The organism is Paenibacillus piri (assembly GCF_004354045.1).
GTDB classification, from domain to species: domain Bacteria; phylum Bacillota; class Bacilli; order Paenibacillales; family NBRC-103111; genus Paenibacillus_S; species Paenibacillus_S piri.
Window position 1 is genome coordinate 55993 of sequence record NZ_SMRT01000002.1, and the last position, 16241, is coordinate 72233.

General features: G+C 52.5%; 21 protein-coding genes. 18 read left to right on the top strand and 3 right to left on the bottom strand.

Annotated elements, in window-relative coordinates; genetic code table 11:
* Positions 1-256 precede the first annotated feature (256 nt).
* The 3 genes from E1757_RS05010 to E1757_RS05020 all read left to right on the top strand — a co-directional run bounded on the left by E1757_RS05010 (position 257) and on the right by E1757_RS05020 (position 2932).
* A complete protein-coding gene (locus E1757_RS05010; RefSeq protein WP_133225763.1) occupies positions 257-814 on the top strand; it encodes a GNAT family N-acetyltransferase in 558 nt (185 codons plus the stop codon).
* Positions 815-993: 179 nt separating this feature from the next.
* The gene (locus tag E1757_RS05015) at positions 994-1575 is read left to right on the top strand and encodes a histidine phosphatase family protein (RefSeq protein ID WP_133225764.1); all 582 of its coding nucleotides are present in this window, start codon (positions 994-996) and stop codon (positions 1573-1575) included.
* A gap of 100 nt (positions 1576-1675) precedes the next feature.
* Entirely contained in the window at positions 1676-2932 is a 1257-nt protein-coding gene (locus E1757_RS05020; protein WP_133225765.1) for an aspartate kinase, read from the top strand.
* A 28-nt stretch (positions 2933-2960) separates the two neighbouring features.
* On the opposite strand, the gene E1757_RS05025 is transcribed toward E1757_RS05020, so the two are convergent.
* The 3 genes from E1757_RS05025 to comA form a co-directional block, all read right to left on the bottom strand.
* Entirely contained in the window at positions 2961-3425 is a 465-nt protein-coding gene (locus E1757_RS05025; RefSeq protein WP_133225766.1) for a DUF441 domain-containing protein, read from the bottom strand.
* Between the two features lie 67 nt (positions 3426-3492).
* Positions 3493-4230, bottom strand: coding sequence for a 2-phosphosulfolactate phosphatase (locus E1757_RS05030; RefSeq protein WP_133225767.1), 738 nt, complete (start codon positions 4228-4230; stop codon positions 3493-3495).
* Positions 4231-4318: 88 nt separating this feature from the next.
* Positions 4319-5149 carry a phosphosulfolactate synthase gene (gene comA, locus E1757_RS05035; RefSeq protein ID WP_133225768.1) on the bottom strand — a complete coding sequence of 277 codons (831 nt, stop codon included), beginning with the start codon at positions 5147-5149 and terminating at the stop codon, positions 4319-4321.
* Positions 5150-5319: 170 nt separating this feature from the next.
* On the opposite strand from comA, the gene E1757_RS05040 reads away from it, so the two are divergent.
* The 15 genes from E1757_RS05040 to nusB all read left to right on the top strand — a co-directional run bounded on the left by E1757_RS05040 (position 5320) and on the right by nusB (position 16236).
* A complete protein-coding gene (locus E1757_RS05040) occupies positions 5320-5586 on the top strand; it encodes a YqhV family protein (protein WP_133225769.1) in 267 nt (88 codons plus the stop codon).
* A gap of 86 nt (positions 5587-5672) precedes the next feature.
* Complete coding sequence (gene spoIIIAA, locus E1757_RS05045; protein ID WP_133225770.1) at positions 5673-6785, top strand: stage III sporulation protein AA; 1113 nt, start codon at positions 5673-5675, stop codon at positions 6783-6785.
* A complete protein-coding gene (gene spoIIIAB / locus E1757_RS05050; RefSeq protein WP_133225771.1) occupies positions 6782-7300 on the top strand; it encodes a stage III sporulation protein SpoIIIAB in 519 nt (172 codons plus the stop codon). The genes spoIIIAA and spoIIIAB overlap by 4 nt, the downstream gene beginning before the upstream one ends.
* 88 nt (positions 7301-7388) lie before the next feature.
* Positions 7389-7592 (top strand): stage III sporulation protein AC, encoded by a 204-nt coding sequence (spoIIIAC, locus tag E1757_RS05055; RefSeq protein WP_133225772.1) that lies wholly within the window; start codon positions 7389-7391, stop codon positions 7590-7592.
* Between the two features lie 153 nt (positions 7593-7745).
* Positions 7746-8135, top strand: coding sequence for a stage III sporulation protein AD (gene spoIIIAD / locus E1757_RS05060; protein WP_133226566.1), 390 nt, complete (start codon positions 7746-7748; stop codon positions 8133-8135).
* A gap of 164 nt (positions 8136-8299) precedes the next feature.
* Positions 8300-9481, top strand: coding sequence for a stage III sporulation protein AE (gene spoIIIAE / locus E1757_RS05065; RefSeq protein ID WP_133226568.1), 1182 nt, complete (start codon positions 8300-8302; stop codon positions 9479-9481).
* Between the two features lie 57 nt (positions 9482-9538).
* Complete coding sequence (spoIIIAF, locus tag E1757_RS05070; RefSeq protein ID WP_133225773.1) at positions 9539-10321, top strand: stage III sporulation protein AF; 783 nt, start codon at positions 9539-9541, stop codon at positions 10319-10321.
* A 31-nt stretch (positions 10322-10352) separates the two neighbouring features.
* Positions 10353-10985, top strand: a complete 633-nt coding sequence (gene spoIIIAG / locus E1757_RS05075) for a stage III sporulation protein AG (RefSeq protein WP_133225774.1) — start codon at positions 10353-10355, stop codon at positions 10983-10985.
* A 40-nt stretch (positions 10986-11025) separates the two neighbouring features.
* The gene (locus E1757_RS05080; protein ID WP_133225775.1) at positions 11026-11931 is read left to right on the top strand and encodes a SpoIIIAH-like family protein; all 906 of its coding nucleotides are present in this window, start codon (positions 11026-11028) and stop codon (positions 11929-11931) included.
* Between the two features lie 122 nt (positions 11932-12053).
* On the top strand, positions 12054-12557 hold the full coding sequence (gene accB / locus E1757_RS05085; RefSeq protein ID WP_133225776.1) for an acetyl-CoA carboxylase biotin carboxyl carrier protein: 504 nt from the start codon (positions 12054-12056) through the stop codon (positions 12555-12557).
* A gap of 225 nt (positions 12558-12782) precedes the next feature.
* Positions 12783-14141, top strand: coding sequence for an acetyl-CoA carboxylase biotin carboxylase subunit (gene accC / locus E1757_RS05090; RefSeq protein WP_133225777.1), 1359 nt, complete (start codon positions 12783-12785; stop codon positions 14139-14141).
* Between the two features lie 145 nt (positions 14142-14286).
* Positions 14287-14700, top strand: a complete 414-nt coding sequence (locus E1757_RS05095; RefSeq protein WP_133225778.1) for an Asp23/Gls24 family envelope stress response protein — start codon at positions 14287-14289, stop codon at positions 14698-14700.
* Between the two features lie 168 nt (positions 14701-14868).
* On the top strand, positions 14869-15432 hold the full coding sequence (gene amaP, locus E1757_RS05100; protein ID WP_133225779.1) for an alkaline shock response membrane anchor protein AmaP: 564 nt from the start codon (positions 14869-14871) through the stop codon (positions 15430-15432).
* A 14-nt stretch (positions 15433-15446) separates the two neighbouring features.
* Positions 15447-15686 (top strand): DUF2273 domain-containing protein, encoded by a 240-nt coding sequence (locus E1757_RS05105; protein ID WP_133225780.1) that lies wholly within the window; start codon positions 15447-15449, stop codon positions 15684-15686.
* A 94-nt stretch (positions 15687-15780) separates the two neighbouring features.
* Entirely contained in the window at positions 15781-16236 is a 456-nt protein-coding gene (gene nusB / locus E1757_RS05110; RefSeq protein ID WP_133225781.1) for a transcription antitermination factor NusB, read from the top strand.
* Positions 16237-16241 lie beyond the last annotated feature (5 nt).

Genomic DNA, 16241 nt, shown 5'->3' on the forward strand with positions numbered 1-16241 from the left:
GTATAAAGTCTAATACTTCTATTCAACTTATAAAAAGATTTATACCGTCCATGCCAACCGCCGAGCGGCGGCGGGCTGCGGTGTAAATCTTTTTTTAATAGTTTCGGGGCTCCCCGCAAAGTATCTGAATCAGCTTCGAAGCAAGGCCCCACTTTGTGGGGATATTTTGTGGGATGCCGAAGCGGGTATGATAATATATTCTACAAAGATGCAAAAAGTCTGCGATTTTGATACCGCTGCGGGAGGGATAGAAGCGATGTTCTACTATGAAGTGGACGATGACATCCAGCTGCGCTTGGCCGAAGTAAAATACGCTGTGCAAATGTATGAAGTGATCGATCGCAACCGCGCACATCTGCGCGAATGGCTGCCATGGGTGGACAATACGATCAATGCCGGCTACACGCAGTTGTTTCTGGAATCAAGCATGCGTCAGCTGGCGGCCAACAGCGGCTTTAACTGCTGCATTTTTTACCGCGGCAGCCTTGCCGGGTGCATCGGGCTGCACAGCGTGGATTGGGCGAACCGCAAAACGTCGATCGGTTATTGGCTCGCGGAGGGCTTTGAAGGAAAAGGGCTGATGACCAAGAGCTGCCGCGCCGTGGTTGAATACGTATTTGGCGATATGCAGCTGAACCGGGTGGAAATACGCGCCGGCGTGCTGAATCGAAAAAGCAGGGCGATTCCCGAGCGGCTCGGCTTTGCTTTGGAAGGCGTGATCCGGCAGTCGGAATGGCTCTACGATCGCTATATCGATCACGCCGTTTACGGGGTGCTTGCCCAGGACTGGAGGATCGGCGCCTGGAACCGGTAATATGCTCGCGGTATCATCTCTTTCCGCCGGTTGCCGTTCTCTTGGCTTCCGTAAGAGTTTCCGCTTCGCTCGCCATTGTTAAAACAGGTCGAAATTAAGCCGGTCCCTCCATCGAAGGAGACGTAAGACGAGACATTTCGGCATAAAATGTGTTAACTACACGAGCGAGGTGGCGTCATATGGAGGTTGTATTTGTTCATCATGGTCATGGGGAGCATATGGTCGGCATGCCGGACAGCTATCAAATAGCGGATCCGGAGCTGACGGAGCGGGGTAAAAAGGAAGCGGTGCGGCTTAGGCACGTATGGCCGTTGACGGATCGGGACGCGGTCATTGCCAGTCCGACAAGAAGGGCGCTGCAGACGGCCCGGCTGTGGTGCGAGGGAAGCCATGCCGCGAGATTCATTCATCCGGCCATCGGTCCCCGGCAGTTTCCGAGCCGTTATGATTTTAAGACGATGCCCTGCGATGCGAACCTGGAGCTACCGAGCTTGACGGAGCAGTTCGACGATTTTTTGCTGCCGGCCGATGTTCCGGCCTTTTTATGGATTCAAGGCATCAATACCGCGCCTGCGCTCCTGTTCGAGACATGGGCCGATCAATTTATCGCCTGGTGCAGGAAGCTGGATAAACATAGGGTATTTCTCGTCAGTCATGAAGGCACGATCGCATCGTACTTGCATTATTTGCAGAAAGGCGAAGGTAGAGGCGGCAGGCCGATCTGTCCGGACCCGTCCGGCGGGGCCCGGCTTTCCGTATGAACGGTTTTTTTCTCTTCAACCTTAGAAGCAGTTATGTTATAATGATTCATTGTTATGCAGGGCACGTATTATAAAGTTTTCGGGTAGGGAGTGAACAGCTTTGTCTCTTATTGTTATGAAATTTGGCGGCAGTTCCGTTGGTGATGCGGAGCGGATGAAGCGCGTGGCCAACCGGGTCGTCGAGACACAGCGGAATGGTCATCAATGCGTGGTAGTCGTTTCCGCCATGGGCGACACGACGGATGATTTGATCGATTTGACGAAGCAAATTAGCGACGGTACGCCACCGGCGAGAGAAATGGATATGCTGTTGACGACAGGCGAGCAAGTATCTGTTGCGCTGCTTTCGATGGCTATACATAGCCTGGGACAGTCGGCCGTGTCGTTTACGGGCTGGCAGGCCGGGATGTATACCGAAGCCGTTCACGGGAAGGCGCGAATTACGGATATTAAGCCTGAACGGGTGCTGCACGCCGTGAAGCAGGGAAATGTCGTTATCGTAGCCGGATTCCAGGGGATGACGCAGGAGGGCGAAATCACGACCTTGGGACGCGGCGGCTCCGATACGACGGCCGTAGCTTTGGCTGCGGCGATCCAGGCGGACGTGTGTGAAATTTATACCGATGTGGACGGCATTTATTCAACGGATCCGCGGGTGGTCAAATGCGCGCGCAAGCTTCCTGAGATCACTTATGATGAAATGCTCGAGCTGGCCAATTTGGGTGCGGCCGTGCTTCATCCGAGAGCTGTCGAATACGCCAAAAATTATAATGTGCCGCTGGTCGTCAGATCCAGCTTCAACCATAATGCAGGTACGAATGTGAAGGAGGAAGCAGCGATGGAGCAAGGAATCGTTGTTCGCGGAATTGCGAGCGATAAGAATGTAGCCAGAATCAGTATTCTCGGAGTGGAAGAGAAGCCGGGCCAGCTGGCCAAAGTGTTCACGGCTCTCGCCAATGCGCAGATTGACGTGGATATTATTGTACAGAGCGGCGTCCTTAACGGGCTCGCCGATTTCTCCTTTACCGTGTCGTTGAACGACAAGGAGAAGGCTGTCGACGTTATCGAAAGCATCCGTTCGGAAGTCGGCTTCCGCGAAGTAAGCTCGCAGCAAAATTTGGTAAAGGTTTCCATTGTGGGTGCGGGCATGGTCAGCACGCCGGGCGTCGCAGCCAAAATGTTCGAAACGATTTCCGACCTCGGACTTAGCATCAACATGGTCAGCACATCCGAGATCAAAACGTCTTGCGTAATCGAAAACAACCGTTTGAACGAAGTGATTCAAGCGCTGCATACGGCGTACGGTTTGGATACGGATCAACAGGCATTCGTCGGAGGCCCATCCGAAAGACGTTAAGCGCCGGCATTCCGCCAGGGCTCGTCCCTTAGCGGATCTTATCGTAGACGAAGGTGAACACCTTCAGTAAAAATGCGGTAATTCCGGCGGCCATCAACGGGCCAACGGGAATCCCTTTCAAAAATATAATGCCGAAAATCGAACCGATGACAAGACCCACAATTAATTGTGGGTCTATTTTTAACAAATCCAGCCCCTTGCCGTTCATATAAGTCGCGATTGCGCCTCCGCATAAAGCCAATATTCCCGGCCAGGAAGTAAAAATGCTGACGACATGCTTATACGAAATCCGTTCGCTGGCAAAAGGAACCAATACCCCCATTGTCAAAAAAAGCAGCCCCAGCTCAAGTCCCCTGCGTTCTATTGTCGGCAAATACCGATCGAGGTTAATCAGCTTGACAATCAGCAGGACGCAAGCCGCCGTCGTAATGATATGGGAGCGGCCGATCAGTCCGATAATGATGAGAACGACGAGCAAAATGTCACCGTACATGTGGAGGACTCCTTGTCTCATGGATTTCTCTCTAATTGTATGAGGGGAGCCGTGTTTTAGAACCGGATTAAGTCAGCTGGTCCACCAAGGGTGCGGACAGCTTGCCGCCGCGGACAACGGGAGCCATCTGAATCAAATTCAACCGTGAGCAATAAATGACATCGTCGGTAAAACCGAGCTTGCATAAACGTTTTCCGTTGGAGCAGTTCATAAGCGCCCGGGTGATATCGCTCTGTACTTGCTGGAAGGCGTACAGCATACTGAGTCCGAAATCATTGACGCTCCACTCCGTTCCGCGGTCTTTCAGCAAACTTTGCAGCTCGCCTACCAGTTGACCGGCGCATATGCCATCCTCGAACGAGAATACATCCTGCGTGCCCGAGCATAGGATCACAATGTCCTTGTTCAAGGCCGCGGCCTCGCGCGCGCACGCTTTGCCGTTCAGCAGCGAGGCCGCGATGACGGTGCAGGCTTTGGACGATTTTTGAATGGCGCGGGTGCCGTTGGTCGTCGTAATAATCAAATGCTTGCCGGCGATTCGGTCATCCATATATTCGAACGGGGAATTGCCGTAATCGAATCCGGGTATTTTTTTGCACGCGCGTTCCCCGCCGAGCACATAGCCCGGCTGCTGCAGCTGCCTCGCTTGCAATACCGTCTCCACCGGATAAATCGCCCGGCAGCCATGCGCGAGCGCCGTCAGCATCGTACTCGTCGCCCGCAGCACATCGATCACGAGAACGGTTTTGTTGATCAGGTCGTCTGCGCGCGCTTCGTTTACGCTGGGGATTACTGTTATTTCCACTTTGGTTCCTCCTCCAAGTTTTTGCGTTAGCAAAAACTGCTTCGAAAGCATACGCTAAGCTTTCCGTAAGGAAAGCTGCTTCGTAAGCCTAAATTTCCCAATCGCCTTCCGCTTCGACAGCTTCCCCGCCGAAATGCAGCGTGTCGGACCGCAGTCCTCTGCGCAGCGCCTCCAACGAGATCAAATCCTGTGGGGCGATATTTCCAAGATGGATATTGGAGCCGAGCATGTTAAGCAGATGCACCTGCTGCTCTTTTTGCGGCGCTTCCCATAACAGCAGGTCGCTGCTTGGCACCTGCTCCAGCACCTGCTCGATATCATCATCCTTGCAAGCTCCGTTTTCATCGTAGATGCCCACGCCCTTGCCCGATTCCCGGCCCTCGATCGTAATAAGACTCGCGCCCATCTCGGCATCGATGATCACCGTTTCTATTAATTCGGCAATTTCGATGGATGAGCCCCAACATTTTTTTCCGTATTCGGTAATGACCGTGAAGCCTGAATCCTTCGCCCGTTGAATCAGCTCGTTGCGCAGCCCGCGGTCGACATGAATCGTCCCGTCCGAAATTTCCATGCCGTCAAATCCCAAATAGCTGACCATATCAAAATAAGCGTCGACTTTTTTCTGCTGAATGGCTACCTCCAAAAAAGTACCGCCGGGATAAACGAGAATTTGTCCGGCTTTGGCCATTTCTATTTTTTTTCGCAGCAAATCCGTCTTATAAAGAGGGGACGTTCCAAATCCCATTTTTAGCATATCCACATAAGCGCCCGCGGTTTGCAACAAATCATCGAGTGCATGGATGCCCATTCCCTTATCGATTACCATCGTTTTACCTAGCCGTCTCGGCTTTTCCGTACGTCTGCTGGACGGATCTTTGAGCTGCGGATGCCACTTGAGATGTGACGTTACCTCCATGTTCTTATCGCCTCGCTGTTTCCTTTTGTAATGAGTTTCAGTGTCATCATATGCATTTTGAATTTACGGTGTGCCCATCATGCCTAAAATAAGACGGCTAAGCATAGATTGATAGAGAAGCTTGTCAGAGCTTCCATTTACGGAATGACGGATTGAAGGAGGAGAACGCGTTGCTGAACAAGATTGTGCTGAGCATGGCCTCGCTTAGAATGATGTCCGGTACGATTGAGATTATTGCCGCACTGATCATGCTGCGGTTCAACCAAATCGAGAAGGCGCTGATCGTCAATACGGGGCTGGCCATGGTAGGCCCGCTTGTGCTGCTGACGACGACGACAATCGGGTTGGTCGGATTGGCGGATAAGCTTTCATTCGGCAAAATGATCTGGGTGCTGGCCGGTGTCAGCTGCATTTTTATCGGGATTTTGAAAAAGTAAATTTGTCATATTCCAATAGTCCAAGCATACATATGAATATAAAGTACAAGTTTTTAAGATTGGACAGCTTGGGGTGATAAAAAGGAATGGAATCGCTGCTCCGGCTTTTTTCTGCCCCTTTGCGGCAAAAACTAGCAACTCTACCAAATCAAATATTGCAGGAAATGCAAGAGATCCGGATTCGCGAGCAGCGTCCGCTGGAAATTGGCTGGGGACGCCAATACGGATTCGTGTCCGACCAATCCGGCTTGTGCGATCATCCGGCGTCGGCTTACAAGCCGACCCGGGAAGACTGCGCGTCATTGCTGGAGACGTTGACGCTTCACTCGCTTTATACGTTCGAGGAAGAGCTTCGACGGGGCTACATCACCGTGGAAGGCGGACACCGGGTAGGCCTGTCGGGGAGAGCCGTGCTTGAGCATGGGAAGGTCAAGCTTCTGAAAGACATTGCCGGCTTCAATATTCGCATCGCCAAGGAGCGCAAAGGCGCGGCCGCCAAAGTGCTTCCTTATTTGTTGGACATGAAGCAGGGCGCCGCAAGCCTTCATCACACGTTGGTCGTCTCGCCGCCTCTGCAGGGCAAAACAACCTTGATCCGCGATTTGGCGCGGATCGTCAGCAGCGGTCCGGCGGACAGTGGCGGCCGCTGTCTGGAGCGCGGCTACAAGGTAGGCATTGTAGATGAACGGTCGGAAATCGCCGCCTGCGTCAAAGGGGTGCCCCGCTTCGAGCTCGGTCCCCGCACGGACGTGCTTGATGCCTGCCCGAAAGCGGAAGGCATGATGATGCTGATCCGTTCCATGTCTCCGGAAATACTCATCGTCGATGAAATCGGCCGAGCGGAGGATGCGGCGGCGATTCACGAAGCGGTTCATGCGGGCATACGCGTCATTGCGACCGCGCACGGCTTGAACCATGACGATGTCAAACAGCGGCCGGTGCTGAGGGAGCTGCTGGCCGAGCGCGTCTTTAACCGGATTGTCGTATTAAGTCAGCGGGGCGGAGCGGGTACGCTGGAAGGGGTTTACGATGCGCTGGGCAAGCGGGTAATGCTTCCCGCCGAACCGGTTTTAAGCGCCGCAGGCCAAGCGGCCTGGAGAGAGGAACGGGGCAGCCCCTCATCTCATATCATCGATTGGACGGGAAATCCGGCGCTGTATCAGGGGCGGCCATCCGCTCCGGGAAGGGGAACATCATGATGAAGCTTCTCGGTGCGCTGCTCATTCTGCTGTCGGCCACCTTATTCGGCTTCTATCAGGCGCAGCAGTACTCGCGCCGTCCGAAACAGATCGCCGATTTGATCCGGGCGCTGCAGAGACTGGAAACGGAAATCGTATACGGCTCGACACCGCTGCCGGACGCGCTGCTGCGGGTTGCCCTTGCTTGCCCGGCACCCGTTCATTGGGTATTCCGCCATACGGCCGAGGAATTGCTGAAGGAGGCCGGCCGCTCGGTGCAGCACATATGGCGGCAGGTCGTTACGGACGATTGGAAGCTGACTTCCATGAAGCCGAACGAGCAGCACATCGTCCGTCAGCTTGGGCATACGTTGGGTTTATCGGACGGTGCGGACCAGGTGAAGCATTTGCGGCTGGCTGTACAGCAGCTGCAGGGCGAGCTGGAAAGTGCCCAGGAGGAGCGCAAGCGGTACGAGAGTATGTGGAGAAGCCTGGGACTGCTGATGGGAGCGCTAATCGTCATCCTGATGTATTAGCGATTCGCGCATGCTGCAAGGCGGCGGGTATCCGGGTTCGACTGCAGGCGGGTTAATGGCTTTTGAGGCTGGAGGTGAGGTGCCGCGAATGAATGTAGATGTGAACGCGATATTTCAGATCGCCGGAATTGGCATCATTATCGCGATGATTCATACCGTCCTGAAGCAAATGGGCAAAGAGGATATGGCGCACTGGGTAACGGTGATCGGGTTTGTCATCGTATTGTTCATGGTCGTCAGACTGCTGGACAATTTGTTCAAGGAAATCAAAACGATTTTTTTATTCCAGTAGCAGCTGCTTGCAGCGACCGTTCGCCCGGGCTTCCGGGTGCCGGCAGCCAGAAGATCGTCGAAGCGAATGTACAGGAAAAATATGATCGTCCATCTGTTTCGCGGGCAGCGGATTACCTGTAAATTCTGCGTATTTACAGGAGAGGTGATCGTCTTGGAAATGATCCAAATTGTAGGCTTGGGCCTTCTTGCAACGATACTGATTCTGATCATCAAAGAGCAGAAGCCGATCTTCGCCTTCCTGCTCGCAGCTTTTACAGGCATCACGATATTTTTGTTTCTCATCGGTAAAATTTCGGCCGTCATTCAAATATTGGAAGACTTGGCGGTCAAGGCCAACATCAACATGATTTTTTTGAAAACGATTTTGAAAATTATCGGTATCGCCTACATTGCCGAATTCGGCGCACAGATTGTCAGGGACGCCGGACAGGAGTCCATTGCCGCCAAGATCGAGCTCTCCGGTAAAATTCTCATTATGGTAATGGCGATCCCGATTGTCACGGTCATAATCGAAACGGTGGTCAAGCTTCTGCCGGCATAAGGCTAAGGCAGGGCGTACAGAGAAGCAGACGGAGGAACCCGGGAGATGACGCTATGATGCCGTATAAGCCGCTGAATATCGTTAAGCTTTTTCGTCCGTCTTCCCGAGAGGCGGGAAGGATTGTGCCGGCGCAGCCTCCCAGGCACAATGCCTTGAAATTGCTGATGCTGCTGATGATGTTTACCGTATACGGGTTTGGCCTTGGCACGGGCGATGCATTCGGGGGTGCGGTCGCCCCGGCTTACGCCTCAACTCCGGTTGAACAAATCATCAAGGAGCAGGCCGAACGGCTCAAGACCGATCCGGTCGAGCAATATTGGAATCAGCTGATGCAGAAGTACGGGGGGTATTTTCCCGACAGTAAAACGCCGACCTTCATGGAGCTGTTGACGGGAGCCAAGCAGTTCAAACTAAGCTCGATCTTTACCGGCATATTCCGCTATTTTTTTCACGAGCTGCTCTATAACGGCAAACTGCTCGCTTCCATCGTCATCCTGACGATATTCAGCATGCTGCTGGAAACGATGCAAAGCTCGTTTGAGAAAAATACGGTCAGCAAGGTCGCCTATGCAATCGCATTTATGGTGCTGATGATTATGGCGATCAACAGCTTCAGCGTGGCGATCAGCTACGCCAATGCGGCAATTTCGGACATGATTCATTTCATGGTGGCCGTCATTCCATTGCTGCTGACGCTGCTTGCCTCGATGGGCAATGTCGTATCGGTCTCGGTGCTCCACCCCTTGATCGTGTTCATGATTCACGCCGTCGGGACTGCGATTTACTTGATTGTGTTTCCGCTCCTGTTCTTTTCGGCCGTGCTCCATATCGTCAGCGCCTTATCGGATAAATACAAGGTGACTCAGCTCGCTAATCTGCTTCGAACGGTAAGCGTAGGCTGTCTCGGCATTTTCGTTACGGTATTTCTCGGCGTCATCTCGGTCAGGGGAGTCGGAAGCGCCGTCGTCGACGGAGTTACGATCCGAACAGCCAAATATATAGCCGGAAATTTCGTTCCCGTTGTGGGGCGAATGTTCTCGGATGCGTCCGAAACGGTCATCGGGGCATCCTTGCTGGTAAAGAACGCGATTGGCTTGGCCGGCGTTGTCATCATCATCGTGCTTTGCGCATTTCCTGCTTTGAAAATAATGGCGCTGGCCTTGATATATAATTTGTCCGCCGCGATCATGCAGCCGCTCGGCGACAATCCGATGATCGCCTGCCTGGAAACGATAGGAAAAAGCTTAATCTACGTATTCGCGGCATTGGCCGTGGTCGGACTGATGTTTTTCCTGGCTATTACGATCCTGATTACAGCCGGCAATCTTTCAGTCATGATGCGTTGAACTGCAGGCGATGCGGGCGATAACGCTCAGCGGGCAGACGGAAAGGAGCGTTGACAAGTGGACTGGTTGGGCGAATGGCTGAGATCGATCATCCTTGTCATTTTGCTTGCGACGTTTGTGGACATCCTGCTGCCGAATCAAACGATGCAGCGTTATGTAAAAACCGTTATGAGCCTGTTTATAATGCTGACCCTGCTTCAACCGCTATTTTCCCTGTTTCAAAAAAACGTCTCGGTCGACCGGCTGCTGGCCGATGCGAACACCATGTTCTCCGGTTCTCCCGGCTTGGGCGCCCAACAAGGAGGGGCGGCTGCGATGCAGACGCTCGGCAGCATCGAACAGCAGGCGGAGCAGCTGAAAAGCCGTCAAGCCGAGCAGTCCGAACGGCTGGTCCGGCAGCAGGTCGGCGATTTGATGCAGCGAAGCATCGAGCAATCCACCGCGACGAAAGTTACGGGCATTCAAGTAGAAACGGCCAAGGACGCCAACGGTCAGCTGCAGATTGGCAAAGTCAACGTGCAAGCCGCCGCAGTCCCGCCGGAAAAGCTCGATAAGGAAAAGTCCGGCTCCGTCAAACCGATGACGGTAGAGCCGGTCAAACCGGTAACTATTACGATCGCGCCCAAATCTGAAGCCGTCTTCGGCGGCTCGCAGGACAAGGCCGACAAGCTTGACATGTCCGCCGGCGGAACGAAAGAACGCGGATCCGGCAACCAGACTGATCCAGCGGCCGCCCAGCTGCAAACGCAAATCAAGATGCTGTTGAACAAGGAGTGGCAAATTCCTGTCGAGCGTATTTCAGTGGAGGTAGCTGCGATAGACGATAAAATGCAATTTTAGATCGCCATATTTGATGCGGGGAGGTGAACTGATGGGCGGTTTGATGAAATGGCTGGAATCATGGCTGGGTGGAGGGCAGAACGGAACGAAGCGCGTGGCGACGTTTCGCTGGCTGCTGCTGCTCGGGCTGGCAGGCGCAGTGATTATGATACTCAACTCCTATGTGACCGTGAAGGATGTTGACCCCATCGGCGAGGGAAGAGCGTCCCCTCCGGAAGCCAAACCGGCAATCGGCGGTTCGATCAGCAAGGAGCAGCATGCCTTTAAGGAATACGAAGAAGCGTATCAGACGCAGCTGAAAGAGATTTTAACGAAAATCGTCGGCGTCGGCGAGGTGGAAGTACTGGTTACGATTGAATCGACGGAAGAAATTATGGTGGAACATAACACGAAGGATACGCAGCAAGTAACCAATGAAAAAGACCAGCATGGGGCAACCCGCCATATTACGGACGTTTCACGGAGCGGGGAGGTTGTGTTGTATGAAGTATCGGGAGGCAAGCAGCCTTTGGTGCTGAAGACGATCAAGCCGAAAATCAGGGGGGTTCTAGTTGTTGCGAAAGGTGCTGAGAACCTGACAGTCAAAAAGATGATCACCGAAGCGGTTGAACGCGGCTTGGATGTACCGGCGAACCGGATCTCCATCCTTCCGCGAAAACAATAAGTCAACCATATAAATCCAAATTCAAGGAGGAAATGAAATCATGAATTCGAAAAGACAAACAATTTGGCTGGTTTCCATGCTTAGTCTGATGGTTGTGCTGTCCGCCTACTACCTCTTTACCGAGGATGTGAATAATCTGAAGTTTACTTCAACCGGCGCCAGCCCGGCTAACGGCACATCCGGCACAGGCACGACAGGCACCAATGTGAAAGAAGTCGTCGTCAACACCAACGACCTGAATGTCGTTCCTCCGGCAAGCGCTCCAACCGACAAAAAAACGAGTGCGGCCGCAACGCCTGAAGGGAAGCAGCCTGCTGCGGACAAATCGAAGCCCGAGCAAAAGGAAAGCAGCACCAAAACGCCCGGTGCGGCAAACGAGCAGTCCAACGCATCCCAACCGGGTGCCAAAACCGATGCCAAAGCAGCCCAGCCCGACGCCAAAGGGAGTGCGGCGGCCGATGCGAAGAAATCGCCAACGGATGGGAAAAGCACTGCGGCGGCCGACGCCAAAACGACGCAGCCGGATGCCAAAGCAGACAGCCAGGTAAGCGCAGCGGACGCAAAGGTGTTGCAACAGGTTTCGACACAAGCCAAATCCGGAACCGATTATTTTACGGCGCTAGGCTTGAAGCGCAATGAAGACTTGGCGAAGAAAACGGAAAAGCTGATGACCATCATCTCCGATACGAAGCAAACGCCGGAGGCTGCCGCCAATGCGGAAGCCGAGCTTAGAAAAATCCAGGATAACGAAGCGAAAGTTAGCAGCCTGGAAGAAACGCTGATGAAAGAGTTCCCGCAAGCCGTCATTACGGAGGATTCGAGCAAGTGGAGAATTACTGTGCAAAGCAATAAGCTCGAAAAAAGCCAGGCTGTCAGCATCGTCGAAAAAGTGATGAACGAAATGAGCGTCGGTCCCGAAAAAATTGTCGTCCAATATGTGCCTTAAACCGAACAGCTAAATACGAAAGCAGAAAAAAAGAGTCCGGGTCAACTGGACTCTTTCCATTTCTTATCTATGTGATATAATAACAACGTTATTGTTTCACCATCGTTGAAGGAGTGAATCATGTGTTTAAACTTAGCGAAATCAAGGAATTAATTAAATTAGTGGATCAAACCTCTTTGCAAGAGTTGGAAATTGAGAGCGAAGGCTCGCGTCTTGCGATCCGCAAACCTAATAAAACGGAAACGGTCGTTGTCAGCGCTGCGCCTCAGCAAAACGCGTTTCAATCGGTCGTTTCCCAGCCTGCAGCCATACCGGCAGCAGGACAAGCATTACAGTCCGCCCCGGCATTGGCGGCCGGTGACAAGCCGTCCGATCAGGATGCCAACTTACATAGAATCGTATCACCTATGGTAGGAACTTTCTATGAAGCTCCGTCGCCAGGCGCCCCGTCCTTTGTTTCCAGCGGAAGCAGCGTGAAAGAGAAATCAGTCGTTTGCATCATCGAAGCCATGAAGCTGATGAATGAGATCGAAGCCGAAATCAAGGGCGAAATCGTTGAAGTGCTGGTAGAAAACGGCCAGCTGGTTGAATACGGCCAGCCGCTGTTTCTGGTAAAGCCTGAGTAATGCCCGTATAACGAAGTCAGTTTTTGCTATCGCAAAAACTCGGTTATGCATGAAATGCCAGTTTTTTCCATCGCAAAAACTCGGTTTACGCTTATCGAAGCCAGTTTTCGCTAACGCGAAAATCCGGTCTGCGCTTACGAAGCCAGTTTTCGCTAACGCGAAAATCCGGTCTGCGCTTACGAAGTCAGTTTTCGCTAACGCGAAAACTTTTAGGAGGAATACCCATTGAAGTTTCAAAAAGTTCTGATAGCCAACCGCGGTGAGATCGCCGTACGAATCATTCGCGCATGCCGCGAATTAGGCATTTCCACCGTTGCGATATATTCGGAAGCCGATAGAGAAGCGCTCCATGTGCGCCTGGCCGACGAAGCTTATTGTATCGGCCCGACCTCATCCAAAGACAGCTATTTGAATTTGACGAATATTATGAGCGTCGCGACATTAACGGATACGGACGCGATTCATCCCGGCTACGGATTTTTGGCCGAAAACGCCGATTTCGCGGAAATCTGCGAGAGCTGCAATATAACGTTCATCGGACCGTCGCCGGATGCGATCAGCCGCATGGGGGACAAGTCGGTAGCGAAACAGACGATGCAGGAAGCGAACGTTCCCGTTATTCCGGGCTCGGACGGGCTTGTCGAAGATATGGAAGATGCGGTCCGTCTCGGACGGGAAATCGGCTATCCGCTTATTATTAAAGCGACCGCCGGCGGCGGCGGCAAAGGAATCCGGATCGCCGAAAACGAAGAGATGCTGATCCAGCAAATTACGACCGCCCAGCAGGAAGCGCAAAACGCCTTCGGCAACGCAGGCGTTTATCTGGAAAAATATTTGACGGGCATGAAGCACGTGGAAATTCAAATACTGGCCGACAAGCACGGCAATGTCGTTCACCTGGGAGAGCGGGACTGCTCGGTGCAGCGCAGACGCCAAAAGCTGGTGGAAGAAGCGCCTTGTCCGATTTTAACGCAGGAGATCCGGACGCGCATGGGCGAAGCTGCGGTTCGCGCGGCGAAAGCGGTCAATTATTCGGGAGCCGGTACGCTGGAATTTTTGCTCGGTTCGGACGGACAGTTTTATTTTATGGAAATGAACACCCGGATTCAGGTTGAGCACCCGGTTACGGAGCTGGTTACGGGAATCGATATTATCAAAGAAATGATTCGCATTGCCGAGGGCGATCCGCTTTCGTTCCGTCAGGAGGATGTCCGGATTGACGGATGGGCGATCGAGTGCAGAATCAACGCCGAAGACCCTGACCGCAATTTTATGCCGTCCGCAGGCCAAATCCAATTTTACCTGCCGCCGGGCGGGTTTGGCGTACGGGTGGACAGCGCGGCCTATCCGGGCTATACGATTTCGCCGCATTACGATTCAATGATCGCCAAGCTGATCGTCTGGGGCAAAGACCGCGGTGATGCGATTGAGCGGATGAAGCGCGCGCTGGCCGAATTTGCCATCGACGGCATCTTTTCTACCATTCCGTTCCACTTGAAGCTGCTGGAGCATAAAAAATTTGTAGCCGGCGACTTTGACATTAAGTTTCTCGAAGAGCATGACGTGAACGATCCAAACTCGTAATCCGGCAATTTGTCAACATTTTATGATAGTGATATAGTATAGACTAAGACAAGTTTTACGTGACTCGCGCATATGCATAATAGTGACAGACGATGTATAAGAAACTATGCTTTGCGGTCGTAAAACTTCCAAGGAGGCTCCAATTATGACGATCATTGCTGCGGATTATGAGAAAACGGACATCGGAACGATTCAGATTGCGCCCGAAGTCATCGAGATCATTGCAGGAATGGCTACCATTGAAGTACCGGGCGTAGCCGGGATGAGCGGCGGTTTCGCCGGCGGTATAGCTGAACTGCTCGGACGCAAGAACATGTCCAAAGGCGTCAAGGTAGACGTCGGACAGCGCGAAGCGTCAATCGATGTTTCGATTGTGATTGAATTCGGCACCCGAATTCCGGAGGTCGCATCCGGAGTGCAGGCCAATGTGAAGCATGCCATCGAATCGATGACGGGACTTCATGTCGTTCAAGTCAATGTGCATATTCATGATGTAATCTTTAAAGCGGCTGAAAAAGTGGAGGAACCTGCCGAAACGGCGCCCAATCGGGTGAAGTAGATGCAACGGTAACGCGGGGCGGTGTCTTTATTCCAAAGCGTGAGCGCTAGTCATGGTTGATGTGAAGAAAGTGCACATGGAGGCTGCCTTCTTATCAGCTAAATACATGTTTGGCTAACCCCCTTCAACGCAAGGGGGTTTCCTCTAATTAGGAAGGAGTCCGGTTTCGTGGTAAAAGTCGTAGACAGATTGCTGCTGTTTATTTTGAGTCTCGTTGTTTTGATAGCCGCTTGCGTTTTGTTAGTTTGCGCATTCGGCTGGATTTCGATAGATCGGGCGGGCAATTTCGCCCAGCATGTTTATTTTGATATGCATACGGCCATTCCGTTCATTTCGATTACGGCCATCGCTGCATTAATCAGCATCCGCTTATTGTACATATCCGTCCGGAGAGGCAAATCCAGCGTGCCTTCCATCGATCAGCGCACCGACTACGGGGACATCCGAATTTCAATGGAGACGGTCGAGAACCTGTCGTTGAAGGCGGCCAGACGAACTCGCGGCGTAAAAGATTTGAAAGCTCGCGTGCGTGTAAGTCCCGCTGGCTTGGAAATTATAATCCGGGTGATCGTCGACGGCGACATTCCGATCCCGCAGCTTACCGAAGAGATGCAATCCGGCGTAAAAAGCCATATTGAAGAAATTACCGGCATTCCGGTTGCGGTAGTTACGGTATTCGTCGCCAATATTCATCAGCAAGCTGCCCCAACCTTTAAAAGTCGAGTGGAATAGAGGTGAGCTCCAACATGTGGAATCGGCTGTGGGAACATCTATGGGAACGGCACAGGGGCAAAACGTTGGGCGGCGCCGCGGGTGTTCTGCTTGGAATCCTCTATTTGATTTGCGGCTTCTGGGATATGTTAATTTTTGCCCTTATCGTATATACTTGTTATTATATAGGGAAACGAGTCGAACGCGGGGATACCCCTTTTCCCATTGAACAGGTATGGCGTTGGTTCATGGACAAATGGAGATTGTTTAGATGAAATCCCTGGTTCGAACCAAGGATTTTTTTATTGTTTTTAGGAAATGATGTGCGGCAGGGGATCCCTGTAAGTAACTAGGAGGAAACGTTAGCGAATGAGAAGAAGATTGGCAAGGGAACTGGCGGTTCAAAGTCTGTACCAGATGGAAATGAACGGTGCGGACGCGGGGGTAGCCATCGCTGCCGTCGTGGAAGAAGCGCAGACTGACGATGAAGCTCAATTGATCCATAAGAAGGACACGATCGCACCGGAGGAAATCCGCGAGCTTGTCGAAGGCACGGCAGCGAATAAAGCGAAAATCGACGACCTGCTTTCGGATTATTTAAAAGGGTGGCAGATGGACAGGCTGTCGAGAGTCGACCGCGAAGTGCTGCGGCTGGCGGCTTATGAAATGGTATACCGCGACGATGTGCCGCCCAAGGTTGTCGTGAACGAAGCAATCGAACTGGCGAAGCACTTCGGAACGGAGGAATCGGGCAAATTCGTCAACGGCGTTCTCGGCAAAATGATTAAGGAGCTCGAATCGATTAAAAACAAAAGCGTTCAATAGAACGG

Coding starts and splice junctions, on each gene's coding strand:
- E1757_RS05010 (WP_133225763.1), top strand. CDS start 257: ATGTTCTACTATGAAGTGGACGATGACATCCAGCTGCGCTTGGCCGAA.
- E1757_RS05015 (WP_133225764.1), top strand. CDS start 994: ATGGAGGTTGTATTTGTTCATCATGGTCATGGGGAGCATATGGTCGGC.
- E1757_RS05025 (WP_133225766.1), bottom strand. CDS start 3,425: ATGTACGGTGACATTTTGCTCGTCGTTCTCATCATTATCGGACTGATC.
- comA (WP_133225768.1), bottom strand. CDS start 5,149: ATGGAGGTAACGTCACATCTCAAGTGGCATCCGCAGCTCAAAGATCCG.
- spoIIIAA (WP_133225770.1), top strand. CDS start 5,673: ATGGAATCGCTGCTCCGGCTTTTTTCTGCCCCTTTGCGGCAAAAACTA.
- spoIIIAB (WP_133225771.1), top strand. CDS start 6,782: ATGATGAAGCTTCTCGGTGCGCTGCTCATTCTGCTGTCGGCCACCTTA.
- spoIIIAC (WP_133225772.1), top strand. CDS start 7,389: ATGAATGTAGATGTGAACGCGATATTTCAGATCGCCGGAATTGGCATC.
- spoIIIAE (WP_133226568.1), top strand. CDS start 8,300: ATGCTGCTGATGATGTTTACCGTATACGGGTTTGGCCTTGGCACGGGC.
- spoIIIAG (WP_133225774.1), top strand. CDS start 10,353: ATGGGCGGTTTGATGAAATGGCTGGAATCATGGCTGGGTGGAGGGCAG.
- E1757_RS05080 (WP_133225775.1), top strand. CDS start 11,026: ATGAATTCGAAAAGACAAACAATTTGGCTGGTTTCCATGCTTAGTCTG.
- E1757_RS05095 (WP_133225778.1), top strand. CDS start 14,287: ATGACGATCATTGCTGCGGATTATGAGAAAACGGACATCGGAACGATT.
- E1757_RS05105 (WP_133225780.1), top strand. CDS start 15,447: ATGTGGAATCGGCTGTGGGAACATCTATGGGAACGGCACAGGGGCAAA.
- nusB (WP_133225781.1), top strand. CDS start 15,781: ATGAGAAGAAGATTGGCAAGGGAACTGGCGGTTCAAAGTCTGTACCAG.